This window comes from Cryobacterium sp. M96 (genome assembly GCF_002929845.1).
In the GTDB taxonomy this organism is placed as follows: domain Bacteria; phylum Actinomycetota; class Actinomycetes; order Actinomycetales; family Microbacteriaceae; genus Cryobacterium; species Cryobacterium sandaracinum.
In genome coordinates this window covers 56,073-76,878 of the sequence record NZ_PJJS01000050.1, presented here as the reverse complement: position 1 = coordinate 76,878, position 20,806 = coordinate 56,073, and the positions used below count along the sequence as shown (strand labels likewise).

26 protein-coding genes are annotated in these 20,806 nt (G+C 65.5%); 16 read left to right on the top strand and 10 right to left on the bottom strand.

Annotation, left to right across the window (positions count from 1 at the left end; translation table 11 throughout):
* Positions 1-144: 144 nt before the first annotated feature.
* The 3 genes from CXY79_RS10600 to CXY79_RS10590 all read right to left on the bottom strand — a co-directional run bounded on the left by CXY79_RS10600 (position 145) and on the right by CXY79_RS10590 (position 2,450).
* Positions 145-564 (bottom strand): dihydroxyacetone kinase subunit L, encoded by a 420-nt coding sequence (locus CXY79_RS10600; protein ID WP_104101099.1) that lies wholly within the window; start codon positions 562-564, stop codon positions 145-147.
* Positions 561-1,367, bottom strand: a complete 807-nt coding sequence (locus tag CXY79_RS10595) for an HAD-IA family hydrolase (protein ID WP_104101098.1) — start codon at positions 1,365-1,367, stop codon at positions 561-563. Before CXY79_RS10595 ends, CXY79_RS10600 begins: the two co-directional genes overlap by 4 nt.
* A gap of 90 nt (positions 1,368-1,457) precedes the next feature.
* The gene (locus CXY79_RS10590; RefSeq protein ID WP_104101097.1) at positions 1,458-2,450 is read right to left on the bottom strand and encodes an AI-2E family transporter; all 993 of its coding nucleotides are present in this window, start codon (positions 2,448-2,450) and stop codon (positions 1,458-1,460) included.
* Positions 2,451-2,610: 160 nt separating this feature from the next.
* Here CXY79_RS10590 and CXY79_RS10585 point away from each other — a divergent pair, with 160 nt between their 5' ends.
* The 10 genes from CXY79_RS10585 (at position 2,611) to CXY79_RS15700 (ending at position 9,952) form a co-directional block, all read left to right on the top strand.
* The gene (locus CXY79_RS10585; RefSeq protein WP_104101096.1) at positions 2,611-3,240 is read left to right on the top strand and encodes a type IV secretory system conjugative DNA transfer family protein; all 630 of its coding nucleotides are present in this window, start codon (positions 2,611-2,613) and stop codon (positions 3,238-3,240) included.
* Entirely contained in the window at positions 3,233-3,643 is a 411-nt protein-coding gene (locus tag CXY79_RS10580) for a DUF4913 domain-containing protein (RefSeq protein WP_104101095.1), read from the top strand. The genes CXY79_RS10585 and CXY79_RS10580 overlap by 8 nt, the downstream gene beginning before the upstream one ends.
* 183 nt (positions 3,644-3,826) lie before the next feature.
* On the top strand, positions 3,827-4,297 hold the full coding sequence (locus CXY79_RS10575; RefSeq protein WP_104101094.1) for a hypothetical protein: 471 nt from the start codon (positions 3,827-3,829) through the stop codon (positions 4,295-4,297).
* Entirely contained in the window at positions 4,287-4,616 is a 330-nt protein-coding gene (locus CXY79_RS10570) for a transcriptional regulator (RefSeq protein ID WP_104101093.1), read from the top strand. Before CXY79_RS10575 ends, CXY79_RS10570 begins: the two co-directional genes overlap by 11 nt.
* 238 nt (positions 4,617-4,854) lie before the next feature.
* Complete coding sequence (locus CXY79_RS10565) at positions 4,855-6,069, top strand: MFS transporter (RefSeq protein WP_104101092.1); 1,215 nt, start codon at positions 4,855-4,857, stop codon at positions 6,067-6,069.
* A gap of 146 nt (positions 6,070-6,215) precedes the next feature.
* A complete protein-coding gene (locus CXY79_RS10560; protein ID WP_146068128.1) occupies positions 6,216-6,482 on the top strand; it encodes a hypothetical protein in 267 nt (88 codons plus the stop codon).
* 67 nt (positions 6,483-6,549) lie between these two features.
* Positions 6,550-7,014 (top strand): GNAT family N-acetyltransferase, encoded by a 465-nt coding sequence (locus CXY79_RS10555; protein WP_104101090.1) that lies wholly within the window; start codon positions 6,550-6,552, stop codon positions 7,012-7,014.
* 156 nt (positions 7,015-7,170) lie between these two features.
* Entirely contained in the window at positions 7,171-8,565 is a 1,395-nt protein-coding gene (locus CXY79_RS10550; RefSeq protein WP_104101089.1) for an IS1380 family transposase, read from the top strand.
* A 345-nt stretch (positions 8,566-8,910) separates the two neighbouring features.
* A complete protein-coding gene (locus CXY79_RS10545; protein ID WP_104101088.1) occupies positions 8,911-9,255 on the top strand; it encodes a glyoxalase/bleomycin resistance/extradiol dioxygenase family protein in 345 nt (114 codons plus the stop codon).
* Positions 9,256-9,451: 196 nt separating this feature from the next.
* Positions 9,452-9,952, top strand: a complete 501-nt coding sequence (locus CXY79_RS15700; protein WP_134421081.1) for a hypothetical protein — start codon at positions 9,452-9,454, stop codon at positions 9,950-9,952.
* A 422-nt stretch (positions 9,953-10,374) separates the two neighbouring features.
* Here CXY79_RS15700 and CXY79_RS10540 read toward each other — a convergent pair whose 3' ends face one another.
* Both CXY79_RS10540 and CXY79_RS10535 read right to left on the bottom strand, forming a co-directional pair.
* On the bottom strand, positions 10,375-11,619 hold the full coding sequence (locus CXY79_RS10540) for an IS256 family transposase (RefSeq protein ID WP_104101087.1): 1,245 nt from the start codon (positions 11,617-11,619) through the stop codon (positions 10,375-10,377).
* Between the two features lie 234 nt (positions 11,620-11,853).
* A complete protein-coding gene (locus tag CXY79_RS10535; RefSeq protein ID WP_104101086.1) occupies positions 11,854-12,756 on the bottom strand; it encodes an LLM class flavin-dependent oxidoreductase in 903 nt (300 codons plus the stop codon).
* A 253-nt stretch (positions 12,757-13,009) separates the two neighbouring features.
* Here CXY79_RS10535 and CXY79_RS10530 point away from each other — a divergent pair, with 253 nt between their 5' ends.
* Both CXY79_RS10530 and CXY79_RS10525 read left to right on the top strand, forming a co-directional pair.
* Positions 13,010-14,191, top strand: a complete 1,182-nt coding sequence (locus CXY79_RS10530) for a M4 family metallopeptidase (RefSeq protein ID WP_104101287.1) — start codon at positions 13,010-13,012, stop codon at positions 14,189-14,191.
* Positions 14,192-14,201: 10 nt separating this feature from the next.
* Positions 14,202-14,471, top strand: coding sequence for a protealysin inhibitor emfourin (locus CXY79_RS10525; protein WP_104101085.1), 270 nt, complete (start codon positions 14,202-14,204; stop codon positions 14,469-14,471).
* A 293-nt stretch (positions 14,472-14,764) separates the two neighbouring features.
* On the opposite strand, the gene CXY79_RS15695 is transcribed toward CXY79_RS10525, so the two are convergent.
* On the bottom strand, positions 14,765-15,163 hold the full coding sequence (locus CXY79_RS15695) for a hypothetical protein (protein WP_134342059.1): 399 nt from the start codon (positions 15,161-15,163) through the stop codon (positions 14,765-14,767).
* Here CXY79_RS15695 and CXY79_RS15690 point away from each other — a divergent pair.
* The 3 genes from CXY79_RS15690 (at position 15,156) to CXY79_RS10505 (ending at position 16,864) form a co-directional block, all read left to right on the top strand.
* The gene (locus CXY79_RS15690; RefSeq protein ID WP_146068127.1) at positions 15,156-15,473 is read left to right on the top strand and encodes an LPXTG cell wall anchor domain-containing protein; all 318 of its coding nucleotides are present in this window, start codon (positions 15,156-15,158) and stop codon (positions 15,471-15,473) included. The two genes, CXY79_RS15695 and CXY79_RS15690, sit on opposite strands and share 8 nt — an antisense overlap.
* A gap of 112 nt (positions 15,474-15,585) precedes the next feature.
* Entirely contained in the window at positions 15,586-16,011 is a 426-nt protein-coding gene (locus CXY79_RS10510; protein WP_104101082.1) for a pyridoxamine 5'-phosphate oxidase family protein, read from the top strand.
* A gap of 4 nt (positions 16,012-16,015) precedes the next feature.
* The gene (locus CXY79_RS10505) at positions 16,016-16,864 is read left to right on the top strand and encodes an SDR family NAD(P)-dependent oxidoreductase (RefSeq protein WP_104101081.1); all 849 of its coding nucleotides are present in this window, start codon (positions 16,016-16,018) and stop codon (positions 16,862-16,864) included.
* A 369-nt stretch (positions 16,865-17,233) separates the two neighbouring features.
* Here CXY79_RS10505 and CXY79_RS10500 read toward each other — a convergent pair whose 3' ends face one another.
* Entirely contained in the window at positions 17,234-17,869 is a 636-nt protein-coding gene (locus CXY79_RS10500; protein WP_104101080.1) for a DUF222 domain-containing protein, read from the bottom strand.
* Between the two features lie 345 nt (positions 17,870-18,214).
* The gene (locus CXY79_RS10495) at positions 18,215-18,634 is read right to left on the bottom strand and encodes a hypothetical protein (protein WP_104101079.1); all 420 of its coding nucleotides are present in this window, start codon (positions 18,632-18,634) and stop codon (positions 18,215-18,217) included.
* A 56-nt stretch (positions 18,635-18,690) separates the two neighbouring features.
* On the opposite strand from CXY79_RS10495, the gene CXY79_RS10490 reads away from it, so the two are divergent.
* The gene (locus CXY79_RS10490) at positions 18,691-18,987 is read left to right on the top strand and encodes a DUF167 domain-containing protein (RefSeq protein ID WP_233191412.1); all 297 of its coding nucleotides are present in this window, start codon (positions 18,691-18,693) and stop codon (positions 18,985-18,987) included.
* A 51-nt stretch (positions 18,988-19,038) separates the two neighbouring features.
* Here the strand turns inward: CXY79_RS10490 and CXY79_RS10485 are convergent, their stop codons facing one another.
* Positions 19,039-19,410 (bottom strand): FKBP-type peptidyl-prolyl cis-trans isomerase, encoded by a 372-nt coding sequence (locus CXY79_RS10485; RefSeq protein WP_104101078.1) that lies wholly within the window; start codon positions 19,408-19,410, stop codon positions 19,039-19,041.
* A 165-nt stretch (positions 19,411-19,575) separates the two neighbouring features.
* Positions 19,576-20,805 carry a PrsW family intramembrane metalloprotease gene (locus CXY79_RS10480; RefSeq protein ID WP_104101077.1) on the bottom strand — a complete coding sequence of 410 codons (1,230 nt, stop codon included), beginning with the start codon at positions 20,803-20,805 and terminating at the stop codon, positions 19,576-19,578.
* Between the last annotated feature and the right edge of the window lies 1 nt (position 20,806).

Genomic DNA, 20,806 nt, shown 5'->3' with positions numbered 1-20,806 from the left:
TGACCAGCTGCTCGTGCGCCCTCCCGAACCGGATGTAGAGCTCACTGAGAGGGTGCCGCCGAGGCCGTTGATCATCAGGGCCACCCGGTCCCCGACACGTCCGGCAGGTCCCCGACGACCGCGTCGCGCATCTCGTCGGTCATCTCATTCGCGGTGGTCAGCTTCGCGCGGCGTCGGCCCGGTTCGCCATGGATGCCCACGCCCATCCACGCGTGTCGAGGTTCGCGGCGGCGATCCCCTGGTGCATGTCCGGCACGAACTGCTTCGGGCTCCGGGATCGGGCGAACCGATGCTACGTTCTCCGGTGTAGCTGGCCCTGCCGCGACGGGCCTGCAGCATGCTCGTGGCGTCCGCGCTCGCCCGCGCAACCAGGGACATCCGGGCGAGGAGGGTTTCCGGGTCACGGCCGGCGGCCACCTCGGCTTCGAGCGTATCCGTGGCCGGCACGAGGGCGTCGAGCAGGGTCTTGTCTCCCAGGTCGGACTTGCCGCGGGCCTTGATCCCCTCGGTGGCGGCCCGGAGCATCGCCACGAATTCGGTGTCGAACAGGGCTGAGCGGGTCATCGGCTCTCCAGATCGGGGGCCGGGCGGTCGGGGGCACTGAGGATGGTGGCGAAATCGGACAGGTCGACGAAGAATTCCGGCTCCAGACCCAGCGGGTCGCGCAGCGTCACGGTGGTGGGGCCGCCGGGGTCCCCAAGCGACGACACCACCAGGGCCGCCCCGGTGAAATCTTCGTCCGCGGTGTAACCGCTGATCGTGATCACGGTGCGCAGGCCCGCGGCGAGCGCCGACCGGAGGCCGTTCGCACTGTCCTCGACGACCACGGCGTCGGCGGCGTCGATCCCGAGTTCCCGCAGGGCATGCAGGTAGATGTCCGGGGCCGGCTTCTTCCGGTCCACGATGTCGCCGGCGAAGACCCGGAACTGCGCGGCCAGCTCGGGCCCGATTGTTTGCGTGAGCACGGCGCGCACGGATTCCTCGGCCGAGGTGGAGGCCACGGCGAGGATCCAGCCGGCGCCCGCGGCTTGTGCGACGAGTCGACGGATGCCCGGGCGGGCCGTCAACGCGCCGCTCGCCACCCGCTCGGTGTAGATCGCGCTCTTGCGCCGGTGCCAGCCGGCGACGGCCGAGTCGAGGGCCGCGGGGTCGTCCGCCGGCAGACCGAGCACGCCGGCCACCTCCGGGGTGAGGATGCTGCGCATCCGTTCTTTTCCTCCCCCGATCGTCACCTTCTGGACGTAATCGGAGTCGCTCCACTGCACGGGCACCGAGAATTCCTCGAAGGTCTGGTTGAAGGCCGGCAGGTGGCCGTCGCGTTCGGTGTCGGCCAGCACGCCGTCGCAGTCGAAGATGAGAGCGGGCATCGCCTCAGGCCTTCCTCGCGTTGCCGATGGCGGCGAAGGCTCGGTCGATGGCTGCTTTCAGCGGTGAAATCGCCACCTGTGCCTCCCCGGTCAGATGCCGCCTATCGTAGGCTCGCCACCCCGAGCCGACAATGGGGCGGCCTCGGCGGGCTTCGCCGGCTGAGGCCGGTGCCGGATGGAGAACTTCGCCCGCTGGGTGATCGACTGATCCGGCCTGTCCCAAACCTTGATCATCGCCCAGCCCACGGCGACGAGCGGGACCGCCAGAACGGCCCCGGCGATACCGCCGAGGATGGTGCCCACGGTCAAAGCGACGAGGATCACCAGCGGATGCAGTTTCAACGCCCCCGCCATCACCACCGGGTTGAGCAGGTCGCCCTCGATCTGGTTGACCACGATCACGATGGCCACAACGATCAGCGCCACGAGCGGCCCATTGGCCACCAACGCCACGAGGGCAGCCAGGATGCCCGCGATGGTCGCCCCGATCAGTGGGATGAACGCCGTGAGGAACACGATCACAGCCAGCGGCAGGGCCAGCGGAACTTGCAGGATGGCCAGCCCGACGCCGATCAGAACGGCGTCGAAGAGGGCGATGATCGCCGTTCCCCGCACGTACTGGCCGAGAACCGTCGGGGTGACGAAGCCCACGATCGCATCACGCACCGCGTTGAACTGCTCCGAGTCGAGCGCGATCGGGCCCTCGACCAGCAGCCCCTGTAGTTCGTCGAGCCCGTCGCCAGCCGCCACCACCAGCGCACCCCACTGGTTGCGCACCGCGAAGACGATGAGCGTGACGATGCCGCCGAGGATGAGTGCCCCTGCCAACAGGGTGATCCAGGTCGCGAGAATGACCGGGAGGCCGCGCGTGCGCAGCCAGCCGACCAGCGGTGCCAGCGCCGATGCCAGGATGAGCGCCACGAGAACGGGGATCACCACGAGTTGCACCCGCACCAGAGCGTAGACGGCGCCGGCGGTCAGCACGACCACGACGACGATCTGGGTGGAGCGGATGGCCCACCGGCCGAGCCGGCTGGTCAGTAGGGTCTGCAGGGACGGGGATGAGGGGTCCTCGGCGCGCATGCTGACACCATAGGCACCTGTTGCAGCATCGGTAAACGGCTGCCCGGCCGAGTGCCTCCTAACCGATTCGGGCGGAACCTCGGCCCGGCGTCGAACGAATTCGACGGAGATTCTGCCAGGAGAGCGCTCTTTCCCAGGTTTTTGCGGCGTTTCGGCCAGAATGTCCGTCGAATTCGTCGCCCTCATCCGCGCCATCTGCAAAACCGCCGAAACCGCCGCGCAGCGAAACGGCGGCCGGCTCCCGGTCCCGCTGGTGATGGAGCTCAACGAGTGCGCGAACATCGTCCGCTGGCCCGAACTGCCCTCGGTGTATTCGTTCTACGGGTCGATGGGCATCATCCTCAACTCCTACTTCCAATCCCGCGCCCAAGCGATCGACGCGTTCGGGAAAGACGGGTGGCAGACCCTCTGGGACGCCGTCGCCACCCGCGTGTTCGGCGGTGGTTCCGGCGACGACGACTTCCTCCGCTCGCTGGCCGCCCTCATCGGCGAACACGACGAAATCAACTACGGCAGCTCCACCGGCAAAGACGGCCACCAATCCACCTCCACCAACACCCGCAAGGTCAACACCCTTGACATCGCCGCCCTCGGCTCCCTCCCCGAATGGCGCGCCATCGTCTTCAGCTCCAAATGCCGACCCGTCATGGTCAACACCGTCCCCTGGTTCCGCGATAAGACCCTCACCACCACCATCAACCGCACCCCGACCAGGACGCCGAGCCTCGCGCCGGCACAGATCCCGGTGCCGGACGACACCATTGCAGCGGAGGTAGCAGCTCATGACTGAGTACGACGACTACGACTCGACCAACACTAAAGAGGACGCGGTCGACGTTCGCCAAATGTTTCTTGATTTGCTGATCGGTCACCTCGCCACCGTCGAGGTCGTCGGCACCAGGCCCACGCCGTGGTGCACCCAATGGTGGCTACACCCTGAGATCGTCGCCCGGTTCAAGGCCCTCTGGCAGGCCAGCATGCAAGCTGACGCCAGCGTTATGGACGGCGACGCCGGCGCCGTTTCGTTCTGGTGGATCAACCACTGGGACCGCCACGCCGCCGTCATCTTCGACAAAGGCAATGGGCCGTTCCGCGACTGCGATCCTGACCAGGGTCATCTCTACCCTCGCACGGACACCACCGCCAGGATCGTGCCTGCGTCGATGCCGCCCGACGACGTGGAGCTCCAATAAAAGGGGACGCCACGCCATTCTTAGAGCGTGCCCCGCTAGAAATTGATTATTAATCGAAGATATATCTACGCGAGTGGAGCTGTTCGACGGGGGATCAGCCCACGCACCCGTATTACTGGGTAGTGGCCATGTCCAGCCCTAGTTACTTGCAGTTGCGGAAAATGACTTGATAGACTTACCGCCATGGAAAACAACTTGGTGCCGAGCGGGCCGGATGACGCTCGAATTGTCGCGGGGCTCTTTGAGGAACTCCAAGCTGACCGGGCCCGTCTTGTTGAGAAGGTCCGGACCCCGAAATGGCTCGCCCCTGGATTCGGACTCATCGCGGCCAGCTATGTGATGACACCCGCTTTCCCTGGCGAGGGAGCCGGAGGATTCGTGCTGATCACGGCACTTGTTGCCGGAATTCTGTTGGTGGGCCTGTCATACCGGGCGACAGGCATCAAATTCACGCGGTTTGGGGTGCAGGCATGGGCGGCATTCGCCGCGGCAGTGTTGGGCTCGCTCGCGCTCTTCAGCGTCTCCTTGGGATTTGCTGCCAGCGGCCTATTTTGGTGGATTGTGATTCCAGCAGTCGTGGCCTTTGTATTGGTCTTCTGGCTCGCGAGCCTGATCTTCTCGTCGATGCGAGAGCGTCTTCACCATGTCCGCTGATGGCACCTTCAACGAGACCATTCATGCACCGCTGCGATTGCGGATATGCGGACTCCTCCGCTCAGTCGACGAGCTTGACTTCGCCGTGCTCCGCGACACGCTCGGCGTCAGCGACGCCACGCTCTCGAAACAATCGAAGGCACTCATTGACGCCGGCTTCGTCAGCATCACCAAGAAAACGTCAGCATCGCGCGACGACTCCCGCCGCCTCACCTGGCTCCGCCTCACCGCAACAGGTAGAAACGCGTTCGACGACCACATTCGTGCGCTGAGGAAGATTGCAGTTGGCTTCGATCACCTCGATAACGCGGACTCTTGATCCTGAGGCGTCCCACTGAAAGCCTTAGACCACTAATCCTTCGCGGAACGGTCTGCGCGGCATCTCCGGTCGCCAGCCGGGTCGGTCAGTGTCGGTGGGTGGACGTCGGTCTGGCCACCCGTCCGCTATCGTTACGGCATGCTCCCCATCTGTGATTGAAGACCGGGCTGACTTCTTCAGCTAGCAGGTCCTCATTCACTGCGCGCAAAAGCCGCGCCATTTCTCACGGAGCTCAACCATGCCCGCAACGACTCTGTCCGCGACCTACGCGGATGTTCTCAGACTCAAACACGTCCCCTTTGTTTTCTCGAGTGCCCTGACCGGACGCTTCGCTTATCCTCTCGTCGGTCTGCCTCTCCTCTTCGCAGTTGAACAAGTGACCCAGTCCTTCTCCGCCGCCGGTATAGCGGTCGGCGCATACGGGGCTGGTGCCGGTTTCCTCGCACCAGCCAGAGCCCGCCTCATCGATCGATTCGGACGCCGCCTTGTCCTCCTCCTGCTCAGCAGCGTTTTCGGGTTGAGCTTGGTCGCTCTCGCACTGCTCACGAGCTCGGGCGCACCAGTTTGGTTATGCGTGACGGTGGCCGGCCTCCTCGGCGCGTTCGCTCCACCGTTGGGCCCGACAATGCGGGTCGCCTGGGCGTCGTTGACCCCGACTCCAGTTCTCCTGAAAAAGGCTTTGAGTCTGGACGCAGTCCTCGAGGAGTTGCTCTACCTTGTCGGCCCCGCCTTGTCCGGCCTGCTCTTGGTCATCATCGACCCGAGTACCGCCCTACTCATCTCTGCCGCACTGATCCTGGTCGGGACAACACTGATGATGTCTTCCCCCACGATGGCCGCGACCCCGGTCGACGCGTCACGCAGGGACGCAGCCAGCGCTGCGCCCCTGCTCACAGAACCGCGATTCATCGCACTGCTCCTGCCGGTGCTGGCAGCCGGCCTTGTGGTCGGCACCATCTACGTTGCGGTCCCGGCCATGATTGCTACCCTCGGTAATGCCGCAGCGGTGGGGGTTGTCCTCGCCCTGTTCGCGGCCGGCAGCGCCGTTGGAGGCCTTGCCTATGGCGCTCTTCAGATCACGGTGTCCTCGCAGCGCCAACTCGTGATCCTGGCGATATTGTTCATCATGGCCTCTGCCGGTGCTGGCCTCGCAACGTCGACGATCTCCCTGGGACTGGTCATTTCGGCCGCTGGACTCTTCCTTTCCCCGGTCATGATCGTGGCGTATTTTGCAGCCAACGATTTTGGTGGGACGACCCGACAGACCGAGTCAACAACGTGGGTGAACACCGCTCACAACGTCGGTGCTGCGGCCGGGAGCGCGCTCAGCGGCTTCCTCGTCGAGAGCTGGAACGTGAGTTCAACTTTCCTCACCACAGCTGCGGCAGCCGCCGTCTTCGTCGCTCTCAGCGCCGGCATCTCCGCGAGACTCTGGCGACGACCCTCCGCCTAATTGAATGATTGCAGGAACCCTTTGCGGATCGCGGGAACGATTGCGTCGTCTGCAGGGGCGAGACCTGCGAGACTCACCGCATGACAACCCAGACAAGTACTCAGACACGACGCGCTGTGTCTCCGGTGCTCATCGGATTCGTGGGGATGATCATCGTTCCGTTCTGTATCGTTCTCGCGATCAACTCCTGGGGTGCTCCAGACGCAGCAGACTTCGTCCGGATGGCGTTCGGTACCGTAATCGCCTCCACCTTGGCGACGGTGGCGGCTTGGTGGCTGGCGCTCAACCGGATGAAAGCGGGTCGGAGTGACCGTTACTGGTTCTGGGGAGTGGCTGGTATCTTCACCGCCTCCGCAGTCGGCAGCATCACCGGCGCAGCCGAGACTCTGCTGACGCAATTGACTAATCTCTAGGTCGCCGATCCGCGGCCGGGCAATTAGCCTTCCTCGGGAACAGAATGCGGGCCGCTACTCTGGGGCGATGAGTACAGACGACACGGTCTCGGTTCGCGGGGTCCAGGCATCAGATTTCGCCGAGTGGGCGGGGCTGTATGGGGAATATCGAGCGTTTTACGCACTTTCCCCTGATGAAAGCATTGTTGAACGTGTGTGGACTTGGATCAACGACGGCGGGCATGAAGTTAATGCCTTCGTTGCCAGTTCCGGGGATCGCCTCGTGGGACTCGCGCACTATCGACGATTTGCCCGGCCTTCCACTGGCAGCGTGGGAATCTTCCTCGACGATCTGTTCACGTCCCCGAACACTCGCGGTTCCGGCGTCGGGCGGGCGCTACTCAGCGAACTCTCCTCATTGGCCGACGGTGAGGGCAGCTCAGTCGTCCGCTGGATCACGGCGGAGGACAACACTCGTGCCCGGCGCCTTTATGACTCGACCGCCACTTCGACAAAATGGGTGACATACGATCTGAAGCCGGGATCGCTCTGAACGCCTGATAGCCGAACCTTCGGCGCGCAGTCTTAGCCTCGATCCACCGGTCGAGTTGAGGAGTTAGCGGCGCGATAAACAGAGAATGCCCTTTTGATCAGGAAAAATAAGGCTTACCACGGCGTTTATTCACCACATCAAGAGGACATCTCGTAGATGCAACTGTTCCATAGATCCACGTCCCTGTCAGCGACCTTCGACGACACCAATCTCGTGTCGGCTGCCGGGCTCATTCCGGCGATGGCCTTGGCGGTCTCGACGGGTCTGGCCGAGCTGGCTAATCGGTGGTTGACGTTGCCCGGCTACTTCGGTGCAAACGCCGGGTTAAAGGTCACCGCTTTGGTCGCAGGGATGCGCGCCAGCGCCGATTCCATCGACGATATGGCCCTGCTCCGGCACGGCGGGATGAAGAAACTCTTCGTCGGCACCTACGCACCCTCCACTCTGGGCTCGTTCCTGCGTGCGTTCACTTTCGGCCACGTCCGCCAGCTCGACGCAGTCGCCAGGCGGTGGCTGGTCAACGTCGCCCAGGTCGCACCGATCGTAGCCGGGATCGATGACTACGCCCTGGTCGATATCGACGACACCATCAAAGAAGTCCACGGTTACAAGAAACAGGGCTCCGGCTACGGATACTCCGGAGTGCGCGGGCTAAACGCGTTGATCGGAATCGTCTCGACTACATCTGCCGCGCCGGCCATCATCGGCGCCCGGCTCCGGAAAGGCGCCGCCGGGTCCCCGCGCGGGGCGGGGAAGTTCGTGGCCGATGTCCTGGCGACCGTGACACGGTTGCGCTCAGGGACCGCGTCCGGGCTGGTGCTGCTGCGCGCCGACAGCGCGTTCTATGGCCATGCTGTGGTCTCGGCCGCGCACCGGGCCGGCGCGAAAGTCTCCATCACCGCCCGCATGGATCCGACCGTGAAACGCGCTATCGCCACGATCCCTGATGACGCCTGGACGACGATTGATTACACCGACGCGATCCGGGACGAGACCACCGGCACCTGGATTTCCTCCGCCGAGGTCGCCGAGGTGCCGTTCACCGCGTTCAGCTCGAGGAAGATCAGCGAACGCATCACGGGACGGTTGGTCGTGCGGCGGATCCCGGAACTGAACCCGTTCGAAGGCGCCGGACAACCCACCCTCTTCGACACGCACCGGTTCCACGCGTTCTTCACCACCAGCACCCTGGACACCGTCACCGCAGACAAAACCCACCGGCAACACGCGATCATCGAGCAGGTCAACGCCGACCTCAAAGACAGTGCGCTGGCGCACCTGCCCTCCGGGAAATTCACCGCCAACGCCGCCTGGCTGGTGCTGGCCACGATCGCGTTCAACCTCGCCCGCGCCGCCGGCACCATCGCCGGCAGCACCCTCCGCAAGGCACGCACCGAAACCATCCGCCGCAAACTGATTCAGATTCCGGCCCGTATCTCGACCTCGGCCCGGAAACACGTCCTGCATCTCCCGGCCAGCTGGCCCTGGGAAACCGGATGGACAGCCCTGTTCGCGGCGGCCTGCGGCCCGCCACGAACAGCCACCATCTGACCACCCAGCCCCACGGCGCAACCAAACCAGGAACACCACCGGCAGCAAGGCCGGCCGCACCGCCATGCCCACCACCAGAAACCTCAGATCAAACGCCGGTGACCCGGATCAGCCAGGCTGACCGGTGGATCGAGGCTTAGGCGGGGGGTGTCGGGGAATTCGAGCTCGCACCGAACGCCGGAGCTGGGGACGGGCAATTCCCGGGTTGGGCGCCGCTGACGGCTAGGCTGGCCGCAGCCAGCGCTTGTCGGCAAGGCCCTGTGGAAGTCGACCTCGGTTTATCACTGTCGTCGTGATGCAGGATCGGAAGAGTAGAGCCAATGCGTCAGCGGCCATGGAGGAACTGTGAACCTCAATCAAATCGACCTAATCGTTTCTGACGTTAAGTCGTCGGCTCTCCTGGTGAGCAAGCTCCTGAACGTTGACCCAGATGTCTTGGACGACGGTTTTGCTCGGGTTTCGATAGGGGCTACGGCGCTCATGTTTTCCACTACCGCGCTTATCCCTATGCGGCGCGCAGAAGGTGTCATTCTGCATTTTGAGACAGTGGATGTGGAGCTCGCTGCCCAAAATGCGCGAGCAAACGGCGTTGAGATTCTCCTCGGACCCGTCACTACCGATTGGGGGACGACCTCGGTACTGGTCCAAGGGCCGGAAGGAATCGTCTTGGACTTCTATCGAAATGAGTGAAACGAAGCTTCATTTCGTCACTCCAGAGTGGAGTTGGCGTTGCAGGCGAGTGGAACGAACACGTTAGAGTCCGGATCGAAACCTCAGGAGGAGTCCTACCAGTGCACGCAGGGTTCATCGCACTCACGCCGGGCACGCCGGGGACCACCACGAACCTCTCGGCGTCAGTTCGAGCTTCGGCACCTAACGTCGTGAAGTGACGGACCCAAAAGTGGACGCTCGCTCGCGATTCAGCGTCGTCGCCGGAATCCTCGTTGGTGTCGCGTTCGTATCTTCCTATTTCGCAAGCTGGGCATTGCTTTCGCCTGCCTCGCGGGCGGCGAAATGCTGGGTGCAACTTGAAGAGGCTCGTACTTCTGTGCCAATCGCAGCCATTCTGGGATCTGCGGGATTCTTGCTCTGGATTGCTGCGCGGAGAATCACTCGTGGCCAGCCAGCCGCCCGCGGGATATCGATCGCCACCTTCTTCACCGTGCCGGTACTCGTGATCTGTCTGCTGCCATTCGTTGTCGTGGGCGCGTTTCCGCTCAGTGCTGCTGGCCTTGAAAGCGATTGTGACAGGGGCCAACCCTCTGGAATCATCATTTCGTCTGCTGCGTTGCTGCCTCTAATTGTTATTTTGATCGTCGCGATCGTGTTTCGCCCAGCCACCAAACCGACGTCGCGTGTCCACGCGGACCCAGAACAGGATCAATAGTGCCGATCTAAGCCAGAGGCATGTTTCTGCGATGCCGCACCAAACGCGGATCGCTGGTGGGGCGCCATTGAGACCATCGTGCGAATCGCTTCACCGGCGCACTTGAAGGGCATTGCAACATGGAACTTTCACCGCGCAGATCTTGGTCGTCTGGACGGAAGCCAACAGACCCGCGCAAGCTCTGGGTCGGACCCTGACCGTGCAGCAATGCCTGAGAATCGGCGTGATAACGAAGGTCGGGCCTTCGTCGGAAACTCGAAGCCCAGACTCGGCCATTCGCTGACCACTTCGCTGTGCTCACCGTGAGGCAGCTAGGGAAAGCCCGAGTCAACTGCGAAAACTGCGTTACGTTTCCTGAAGAGAGGGTCACGTCCCGCTGAGTGGTGGAATTTCTCAACACCATGCAGGTCAGTGGTTCTAGTTTAGGCGGCGGCGAGTTCGGGGAGGATCACCGCCTCGTCGAGGACCTCGATGGGGTTGTTCATGACGGCCAGCTCGAACATCGAGGCCTCGGAGAAGTAGCGTCTTTCGCCGGCTTTCCACTCGTCGTGCTGCTCGATCAACACCGACCCGGCCAGGCGCAGCAGGGCCGCGGTGTTGGGGAACACGCCGACGACGTCGGTGCGGCGTTTGATCTCTTTGTTGACCTGTTCGAGCGGGTTCGTGGACCAGATCTGGCGCCAGTGCCGCCTCGGGAAGCCGGCGAAGGCGAGGAGGTCGGGTTGCGCGTCGACGAGCATCGCGGCGACCTTCGGGTGCGAGCGGGAGAGCATCGTGGTCACCTCACGGAACTGTTTCTCGATGTGCTCGCGGTCGGGCTGGGCGAAGATGGTGCGGATGATCGAGGCGACCATGTCCTGCGATCCCTTCGGGACCACGGCGAGGACGTTGCGCATGAAATGCACCCGGCAGCGCTGCCAGCCGGCGCCCTGGAACACGGTCCCGATGGCCTTCTTCAAGCCGGTGTGAGCGTCAGACATGACCAGCTTGACCCCGTCGAGGCCGCGAGTCTTCAACGACCGCAGGAAGCTGGTCCAGAAGCCCTCGTTCTCGCTGTCACCAACGTCGAAACCCAGGACTTCACGGCGTCCGTCGGCAGCCACCCCGACCGCGACGACGATGGCCTGGGACACGATCCGGTGGCCGACGCGGGCCTTGCAGTAGGTCGCGTCGAGGAAGACGTAGGGGAAGTCTTGGGCGGCGAGGGTGCGGTCGCGAAACTCGGCCACCTCGGCATCCAGGCCCGCGCAGATCCGGGACACTTCCGACTTCGAGATCCCCGTGTCCGCTCCGAGGGCCTTGACCAGGTCGTCGACCTTCCGGGTCGATACACCGTGAACGTAGGCCTCCATCACGACCGCGAACAACGCCTGGTCGACCCGGCGGCGCCGCTCCAACAGCGCCGGGAAGAAGGAGCCGGCGCGCAGCTTCGGGATCTTCAGGTCGAGGTCCCCGGCCGTCGTCGTCAACGTCCGCGGCCGGGTGCCGTTGCGGTGGGTGGTGCGGTCGCCCGAGCGCTCGAACGGGGCTGCGCCGATGAACGCGGTCGCCTCCGCATCGATCAGTTCTTGGTAGAGAGTTTCGGTCGCGACGCGGATTCGGTCGGTGACATCGGTGAGTTTGAGTTCTCCCAGCAGGTCGAGCAGGGCAGACTGGTCTAGAGCCATCGTGTGGTGTCCTTTGTGAGTTCTTTGATCGGTACTCACTGACCATCCCACGGTGGCTCTTCACGTTGACGAAGCAACACTCAAGAGCGGGAAACCACACCACTCACGGGGACGTAACCCTCCGTGCGAGGCTCAGTGCTTCCCTGCACCGCGCACGAGGGCAGCTAGGACTGCTTTGGGAATCGTTTATGTTAGCTTTTCTGCGCCGGCTCTGCGGGGTCGGTTCTTCTCAAACTATTTTCCGGCCCGGGCGCGCTGCCGGCTGATCACGGCCGCAGCCCGGTGCAGAACGGCCTCCGTTCCGGCGTAGATGCCGGCCGCTCGCGGCCAGTGGCTGATCACGTCGGTGAAGCCGAGTTCGCCGGCCCGACCTACGGCATCCTCGAACGCTCCGATGCTCTGCAGGGAGAAGCAGCCGCCGCTGTCGAGAGACAGGTAACGGTCGATGGTGGCCGGGTCCCTGCCCGCGACGACTGCCGTGTCCTCCAGCCGGTGCATGAGGCCGGCTACCGCCGCCCACCAGTCCTCGCCCACGACGCCGTCCGCTCCCGTCGTCACCCAGCCGGAACCGAACGTCGTGACGAGGCGCAGCCCTTTGGGCCCGTTCGCGGCGATGACGAACGGAACCCGCGGCTCCTGGGCCGGCACACCGACCATTCGCGCGCCGACCGCCCTCGCCCACTCCCCCTCGAAGCTGATGCCGCCGCTGCCCGGTTCCTCGTGGCGCAGCAGCCGGTCGAGGGCCGTGACGAACGCGGCGAAGCGCTCGGACCGCTGCTTCGGGGTGTACTCGGGCTGCCCGAGCACGGTGGCGTCGAACCCGGTACCGCCTGAGCCCACCCCGAGCAGGAATCGCCCGCCGGCAATGTCGTCGAGGGTGGCGATCTCCTTGGCGAAGGTCACCGGATGCCGGAAGTTCGGTGATGAGACGAAGGTACCCAGCCGGATCCGCGAGGTGACGACCGCCGCGGCAGTCAGCGTCGGGACGGTCGCATGCCAGGGCTGGTCGGCCAACGACCGCCAGGACAGGTGGTCGTAGGTCCAGGCGTGGTCGAAGCCGAGCTGCTCAGCGCCCTGCCAGCGACGGCGGGCCTCCGGCCACGATTCCTGCGGGAGAATGACGATTCCGAAGCGCATGCTGAGAGTCTACGGAAGGCCTCCCACCGGCACCTTCTCGCCCGGCGCGCACGGTGCTATTAATGGTACTCGAGCGGCGTTCCTGATTTCTCAGGCAGCGGGTCGGCCGCTGATGACACCAGACCCCCGTGGCGGCACCCGGCCCACGTTCCGGATGCCGCCGCGGGCCTTCTCTCGGGTCTCAGGGTCGCGGCACACGGGCTAATCAGGAATTTCTGTGGTGCGTGTCACCGCCGAGTGCCACACTCGACCCATGACAGGCTCATCGCACGGCTTCTCCCGGTGCACTATCGTGCCGCCGTATCTGCTGGTGCGGCTGGCGCGGGTCGACGATCCCCGGCTCGCGGCCGCGGCCGAGGCAGCCAGACGGTCTCTGATGCGGGACGTGCCGATCCGGGAACTGCGCGCGGCGGCGCATCCGACGCCGTCGTCGTCGGTCCACTCCGGTGTGCGCGGCGGAGCGGCCGCCCGGGTGCGCGGGCACGTGGACCGGGCCGTGTCGGATGCCGGCGGCCTGGAACGACTGCCGGGCCGGCTGGTCCGCCGCGAGGGCCAGCCCGCCGGGGCCGATCTCGCGGTCAATGAGGCCTGGGCGGGGCTCGGAGACACGCATTCCCTGTTCTGGAACGTGTTCGAGCGCGACTCGATCGATGACCGCGGTGTGTCGCTGGAGGCGACCGTGCACTACGGCCGCAACTACGACAATGCGTTCTGGGACGGCGAGCGCATGGTGTTCGGCGATGGCGACGGCCTGGTCTTCAACCGTTTCACCGCGTCGCTGACGGTGATCGGGCATGAGCTCACGCACGGGGTGACCCAATTCACGGCCAACCTCACCTATGAGGGACAATCAGGTGCGATAAACGAGTCCCTGTCGGACGTGTTCGGCTCGCTGGTGGAGCAGCGCTCCCTGGGCCAGTCAGCCGCCGAGGCCGGCTGGTTGATCGGCGAAGGTCTCTTCACCGACCAGGTGCAGGGGGTCGCGCTGCGCTCGCTGAAGGCTCCCGGCACCGCCTACAACGACGATGCTCTCGGCAAGGACCCCCAGCCCGCGGACATGACCGGCTACATCGAAACCGAAGACGACAATGGCGGGGTGCACTTGAACTCGGGCATTCCGAACCGGGCGTTCTACCTCGTGGCCACAGCTCTCGGCGGAAACGCCTGGGAGACGGCCGGCCAGATCTGGTTCGACACCCTCACCTCCGGCACGCTGGGCCGCACCGTGGACTTCGCCGGGTTCGCGCGGGCGACCTCGCGGGCAGCGGTCACGCGCCACGGCGCCGGTTCCCGAGAACACGAGGCCGTGATCGCCGGCTGGACCGCCGTCGGCCTCGGCGGCGGGCTCGGCACCGGATCCCGGCCCCGGTCCGGCACTGGCCCAGGGACCGGCGTCGGTCGCGCCACCGTCGTTCCTGCCCCACGGCCGGAGTAATATCGGCCTCATGAAGGTCGTCGTTTCGCGCAGCGGTGGCTTCGCCGGCATCCGAACCACCTGGGAGGTCCAGGTGGAGGAACAACCCGACCGGTCCGCCTGGGCGGAACTTCTTCGTGGGCTGCCCTGGGACGAGGTATCCGCGACGGCTCCGCAGCCGGACCGCTACGTCTACCGCATCCGTTGCGCACCCCACGAGGTCGTGCTCAGCGAGCAGCAGGTCTCTGGGCCGTGGAAAGATCTTATTGACCGGGTCAGAGGCGTGAACGAAGGGCACTGACCCGTTCTCCGTTGTCCTGGCCTGAGAATCCCCTGTTAGAGTAGACCAACTAAGGGGGCCTCCATCGCAAATCTGCTGGCTGTTAAAACTTCACGTTCTTTCTTCAGTGCTTCTGCACTGAACCGTTCGCTTGTTCTGGCCCTCGGCCTTTTCCTCGCGGCCTTCGTCCTGACCGCTTCGCCGGCGGTTTCCGCTTCGGCTGCTCCGGTCGACGGCACCGTCGAACAGTGTAACGATGTCGCCGGAGTCGGCGGCGGCACCGGCGCCGTCGAATGCAGCGTCACGGTCGACAATTATCTCAATCTTGCCACCGGCGCGACCAGTTCGACCACCAGCACCGTCGTCAGCATCCACGCGGCGAACACCGAGGTGCAGCCCCCCGCAGCGACGGTCGTGAACTCTTCGAAGCTGATCCACACGATCACCCAGTGCAACGGCTCAATCAACGTCGGCGGCGGTAACACCATCTGCACGGTGACCGTGAACAACCACATCACCGGTGCGACCACGGCATCCCCCGCCACGGTCAACCAGTGCGTCGGCTCCGGAGCCAGCACGGCACTCGACTGCGTGCCGCTTGAGAACACCACCGACGCGACCGTCACCCAGTGCAACAACGCCGGGAACGGCGGAGGCGCCGATGTGCTCTGCCGGGTGAATCCCTCGGCGACGGTGACGACCGACGTGCCCATCACTGTCAACCAGTGCAACTACTCCAGCAACGGCGGTGGCTCGACCGTGGAGTGCGCGACCGAGCTCAACACGATCGTGCATGCAGCCGAGGTCACGCCGACGCAGACACCGACACCGACCGAGACACCGACCCCGACCGAGACGGCCCTCCCGGTCGCCGCCGACACGATCACGGCCGCTCCCGAGCTGGCCGCGACCGGCGTCGACTCGGCCTCCCTGCTGATCTCCGCGGCTGCAGGCGCCCTGCTGCTGGGACTCGGCGCGCTCCTCGCGCTTCGACGCACCGTCGTACGCCTCCGTCGGGACTGATCCGACTCGCTGTCAGACCGAAACGCGCCTACCGCCCCTCGGGGAACGGTGGGCGCGTTTTTCGTTGCCGGCACCTGCTCGCGCCGGGCCGGACCGCGTGGGACTATGAGTCATGGAAACCAACGACCTGTATCCGGTTCAGAACCTCAGCGAGGACGACTGCTGGGATCTTCTGATCTCGTCCAGTTTCGGAAGACTCGCGATGAGCATTTCCGGTGAGCCGGACATTTACCCGGTGAACTTCGTCTCCGCAGACCGGCGGCTCGTTTTCCGCACGGCCGAGGGTACGAAGCTCCTCGAGCTCACGGTGAACAACCGGGTCGCCTTCGAGATCGACGGCATCGGTCGCAGCGAGGCGTGGAGCGTCGTGGCGCGAGGCGAGGCCCGAGTTCTCGACAAGCAGGCCGAGATCGAGGCCGCGGATCAATTGCCGCTGCGCCCGCTCATCCCGACCCTGAAGTACATCTACGTCGAGATAACGCCGACCAGGATCACAGGCCGCCGGTTCCAGCTCGGCCCGGAACCCGACCGGTACTAGAAGCGTGACTCACGCACCGGACTCCAGCGTCGTTCTGATCACGGGGACCTCCTCCGGTATCGGACTCCACGCCGCCATCGCCGCGGCTCGCGCCGGCCACACGGTGGTAGCCACCATGCGCAACCTCGAAGGCGCCCGCGCTCTGCGGGACGCGGCCACCGACGCGGAGGTGAGTCTCGACATCCGTCGCCTGGACGTGACCGAACCGCACGCGGCCACGGATGCCGTGGCCGGGACCATCGACCGGCACGGCCGGCTCGACGCGCTCATCAACAACGCCGGGTCGGGGAGGCTCGGCACCATCGAGAACTCAACGGTCGATGACGTTCGCGCCGTGATGGAGGTGAACTTCTTCGGGGTGGTTGCCCTCACACGGGCCGCGCTCCCCCTTCTCCGGGGCAGCACGGGCCGGCTGATCACCGTCTCGAGCGTGGGTGGAGCCATCGGCCAGCCCTTCAACGAGGCGTATTGTGCGGCGAAGTTCGCGGTGGAGGGATTCATGGAGAGCCTGGCCCCGGTGGCCGCCACGGCCGGTGTGTCGGTGACGGTAGTCGAACCCGGCGCCGTGACATCCTCGTTCGTCGCCAACGTCGGCCGGGACCTCAACCAATCCGGCTTGGCCAACGACCCGTACGCCGCGGCACTGGAGGCGTACCTGGCCCGGGCGGCGTCATCCTTCGGCTCGGCCCAGTCGGCCCGGAGCGCCGGCGAGATCGTCGCCGCCCTGCTCGACGGCGACCGCCCACCGTTTCGGGTGCAGACATCGGAGGCGGCGCGCCAGTTCGTGGCGGCCAAGCTCGCCGACCTCGACGGCGGAGTCGTGCAGCGGATGACGGCGACCTGGCTGGCCTGACGTCGGTCCCCGACTGATGAACGTGCGCCCGATCGAGAGCACCACCCCGGTCTCCGGATGGGTCAGGATTCGGATGAAGCCGGGCGTCCCGGCCGCAATCTTGCGTGCGGTATCGGGGTCGATCGGCCCGGACCCTTCGAAGTGGCTGGGTTGCTCGGGGTGGCCGAGGAGTGTCATCACCGGGACGGTGACGTGCACCGAGCCGCGGATGCCCTGGCCGACCCCCGATGCGGTAACCCCGTCGAGGATGAGGTCTTCGAACACGTCCGCCCGAAGCTGGGTCAGCGTATGGGTGTCGTTCGGGCCCTGCAGGCTCATCCCCATCACGGTGAGGCGGTCGTAGCCGGCCTTCACTTTCTCCGCCGAGTCCTACCAGGAGCGGGATGCCATCCCGTCGGCCTCGGGCTCGAAGATCACCGTCCGGTCCGCCACCGACTTCTGGTACCGGGCCGCGATCGACCCCGGGTGCAGCCGTTCCCGCATGATCCGGGCCTCGTTCTTCAGGTTGGCCACCGTCAGGTGCGGGGCCGACTTCAGCAGGGTCTCCTCGAACCCGGCCAGGGCCTCGGCGTGGAGCGACCAGGCCTGGTTCATGATCGCCTGCGCATGCCGGTAGGTGATCGACCCGTCCTGCAGGGCGGCCCGGGTGCCGGGCAGTTCATTTATCAGGGTGCGGCTCTCGGCGATCAGGGTTTCGGTCGAGCGCACCGGCAGCCGCAGGGTGCAGGACAGTTCGGTCACGAACTCGCGTTCGGCGACCTGTGCAGCGTGCCACCGGGTGCGGGGCATCCCGGTCGCGACCCCGGCCACTGCCGGGGGTCCCTCCCTGGCCTTGTCCTTGGCTGCCCGGGCCGCGTTTCGGGCCAGGGCTTCGGCGAACCGGCGGGCCTGATCGACCTGTTCGGCCAGGCGGGCGTCAACCCGGGCGGCGTCCGCCTGGGTCTCCCGGATGGCGTCGAAGTGACGACCCAGGCGTTCTCGCCGCTCACTGTAGGAGGGCTTCATGAGACACACGTTACGGCTGACCACTGACATTCCATGCTCCAGATCGGCACCCGTCAGCGCCCCGTGGATAACTTGATCAAACCCTTATTGTGGAGGAGTAGAAGCAGCCGTCGCCGGGCCCGCAGCGGGCATCCGTCAATGGGCGTGCAGCACGCATCCGTGTCTCGTGAACTCGGAGATTTTCGGGAAACGCCGGTTGTGATGGCCTGGGGTGCCCGTCGTGTCGCGAAAATCTCCGAGGCTGGCGACTTCGACCGCAACGGATGCCCCGGGCGAACCTCTGGAGGTCGACGCACCGGGTCTCGACGGGCTCGACCACCGGCGGAGCCGGCGAGAGGGTGGGTGTCAGGCGAGGGAGTCGGCGGACAGGCTGATCAGACGCAGGAGCGCGTTGCCGTAGGCATCCGCGGGGTCGGCGGCGTCGAAGAATTCCGGCGCCCCGTTCAGCGCCACCGTCACCCGGTAGCTGTCCTCGCCCTGACGGGTGAGCGAACGGAAGGTGCTCCGCAACAGGTCGCGCAGCTGGTCCTCACGCGGCATCCACAGGGCATCCTCGAGGGCCAGTGAATCAAGGGCCCACTCGGTGGTGCCGTTGAAGCCGAGGATCGTTCCCGTGTCGAACTCGTGCGGCTCGATCGTCATGTCACTGACCGTGAACACGTCGCTTTCGAAGCCGGAGCGCTCGATGCGGAAGGCGTCACCGGAGACGGGACGCCACTGCAGACCGGCTTCGGCCAGGGCCCGCGCACTATCGATTGAGATCATGAAGACGACTCCGCCCACTAGCGTTGTGAAGAAAACTATATTCCCGGAGGACCGGCGTGACGCGAACGGTGAACCTGACGGTGCATGTGAAGCCCGGTAGTCGGAAGGGACCGCTGGTCTCCGGGGGAGAGCCGGGCCGAGAGCCGGGCCGGGAGCCGGGCGACGACGCGTCCCATGCTCCGACGGATGCTGCGCTCACCGTGTTCTTGCAGCAGCGGGCCGTTGAGGGTGCCGCCAACGATGCGCTGGTGAAGCTGCTGGCCAAGCACTTCGGCGTGTCCAAGAGCGCGGTGACCATCGTGCGCGGCCACGCCTCCCGGATCAAGCACGTGCGAATCGAACACGACTCGTAGCAATGCGCGACTCGCGTAGCGACTCGCACGTGCTTCCGGCACTGCGGGTTTCTAGCGGGTTCCGAGCAGGTCGATCACGAAGATCAGGGTCTGGCCGGAGAGCTGGTGTCCTCCGCCGGCCGGTCCGTAGGCCAGGTGCGGAGGGACGACCAGCTTGCGGCGTCCGCCGACCTTCATGCCGGGGATGCCCTGCTGCCAGCCCGCGATGAGCTGAGCAAGCGGGAAGTTGATCGACTGCCCGCGGCTCCAGGAGGAGTCGAATTCATCTCCGGTGTCATAGGCGACGCCGAGGTAGTGCACGTTGACGGTGGCGCCGGGGGTTGCTTCGGCTCCCTCGCCGACCACGATGTCGGTGATGGTCAGTTCGGTAGGCGCGGGGCCCTCCGGAGCGTCGAGTTCGGGCTTGGTGTTTTGATCAGTCATTCCTCTATCCAATCGGATTGCGCGCTCGCCCGCACACCAAAAATTCCCCCTTGCGCGAACGCGGCCGTCGGGCGCACCATGGGAACAGAACTCGCCGCTCCGGGAGAGTTGTCGGCACTGCCACACCACCGGGGCGGCGAGTCCTTGTTCGTCAGGGCATCAGAGTCAGTTGATCACGCCGGCACGGTCGCGCTGGATCAGCCCCAGCAGCTCCGATTCGTCGGCCCGGTCGACGTTCGCGGCCGTACCGTTCACCATGCGCTGTCGCGCGAAAGCCAGGCGGGTGGAGTTGTGGATGAAGTGGTGCATGGCCCGCTTCCGGGTTTGGGGCTGCCGCGCGGCCCAGGATCGAGCCTGCCGACGGCCATCGCGGGTGGCGAGCATACCCACCTCGGCCGGGCTGAACCAGCCGGCCGCGGCATACTCGCTCAGCCGGAGCACGGTGACGCGTTCTTCCTGGCGCCGCAGCAACACGACAACCATGATCGCGCCGAGGAACAGAGGCACCTGCACGGCGAGGTAGTACGCCACCAGCGAGCCACTCTCGACCAGGTAGAACGCCCCGTTCCAGACGGAGTGCAGGAAGATCGCCGAGACGAATCCGAGCAGAATCGTGGCGAAGGCCGGGAACGGCCGGAACCGGACCGCCAGCCCGCACGCAATGCCGATGCAGGCAGTGAACATGACATGGGCGAAGGGCGACAACACCCCCCGCACCAGGAACGTGAAGCCCAGGTTCTCGGAGCCACCCTCCATCATCGCCACACCGAAGTATTGGATGTTCTCGGTGAAGGCGAATCCGGCCGCGACCGTCGCGGCATAGACCACGCCATCGACCGGGCCGTCGAATCTCCGACGCAGCACCCAGAAGAGCAGCAGCACCCCGGCGCCCTTGGCGGCCTCCTCGACGAGGGGCGCCTGGAGGACGGCGGCGGCGAAACCGTCATCCGTTTCGGTGGCCCCGGCGCCGGCCCGGGCCAGCTGCACGCCCAGGTCGAAGAGCAGCGCGGTCACGATGGAGACGCCGGCGCCCCAGAGAAACGCGAACCAGAGGGCCGGGCGGGGTTCGGGCTCCCACCGATCGATCCAGCCCACGGCGAGCAAAATCCCGATCAGTGGGATGAGTGCCAGGATGAGGCCGACCAGCAGCGTGCCGGCACCGAGGAAGGTGGCCAGGTAGACGAACACCAGCAGCAGCGCGGCGCCCCCGATGACGAGGCCGGTGACCGTGAGCGTGACGATGCCCGCCCGGGTGCGACGAACGGGGGCGGTCCAGACGGGCTGCACCGGCTGGGCCGCGGGCTGCACCGAGGCAGGCTGGGCCGCGGGCTGGGTTCCGGCCGGATGAGAGTGTGGGGCGGCGGCGGAGTGCTCCGGGGTCGGCTCGTGGGTCATG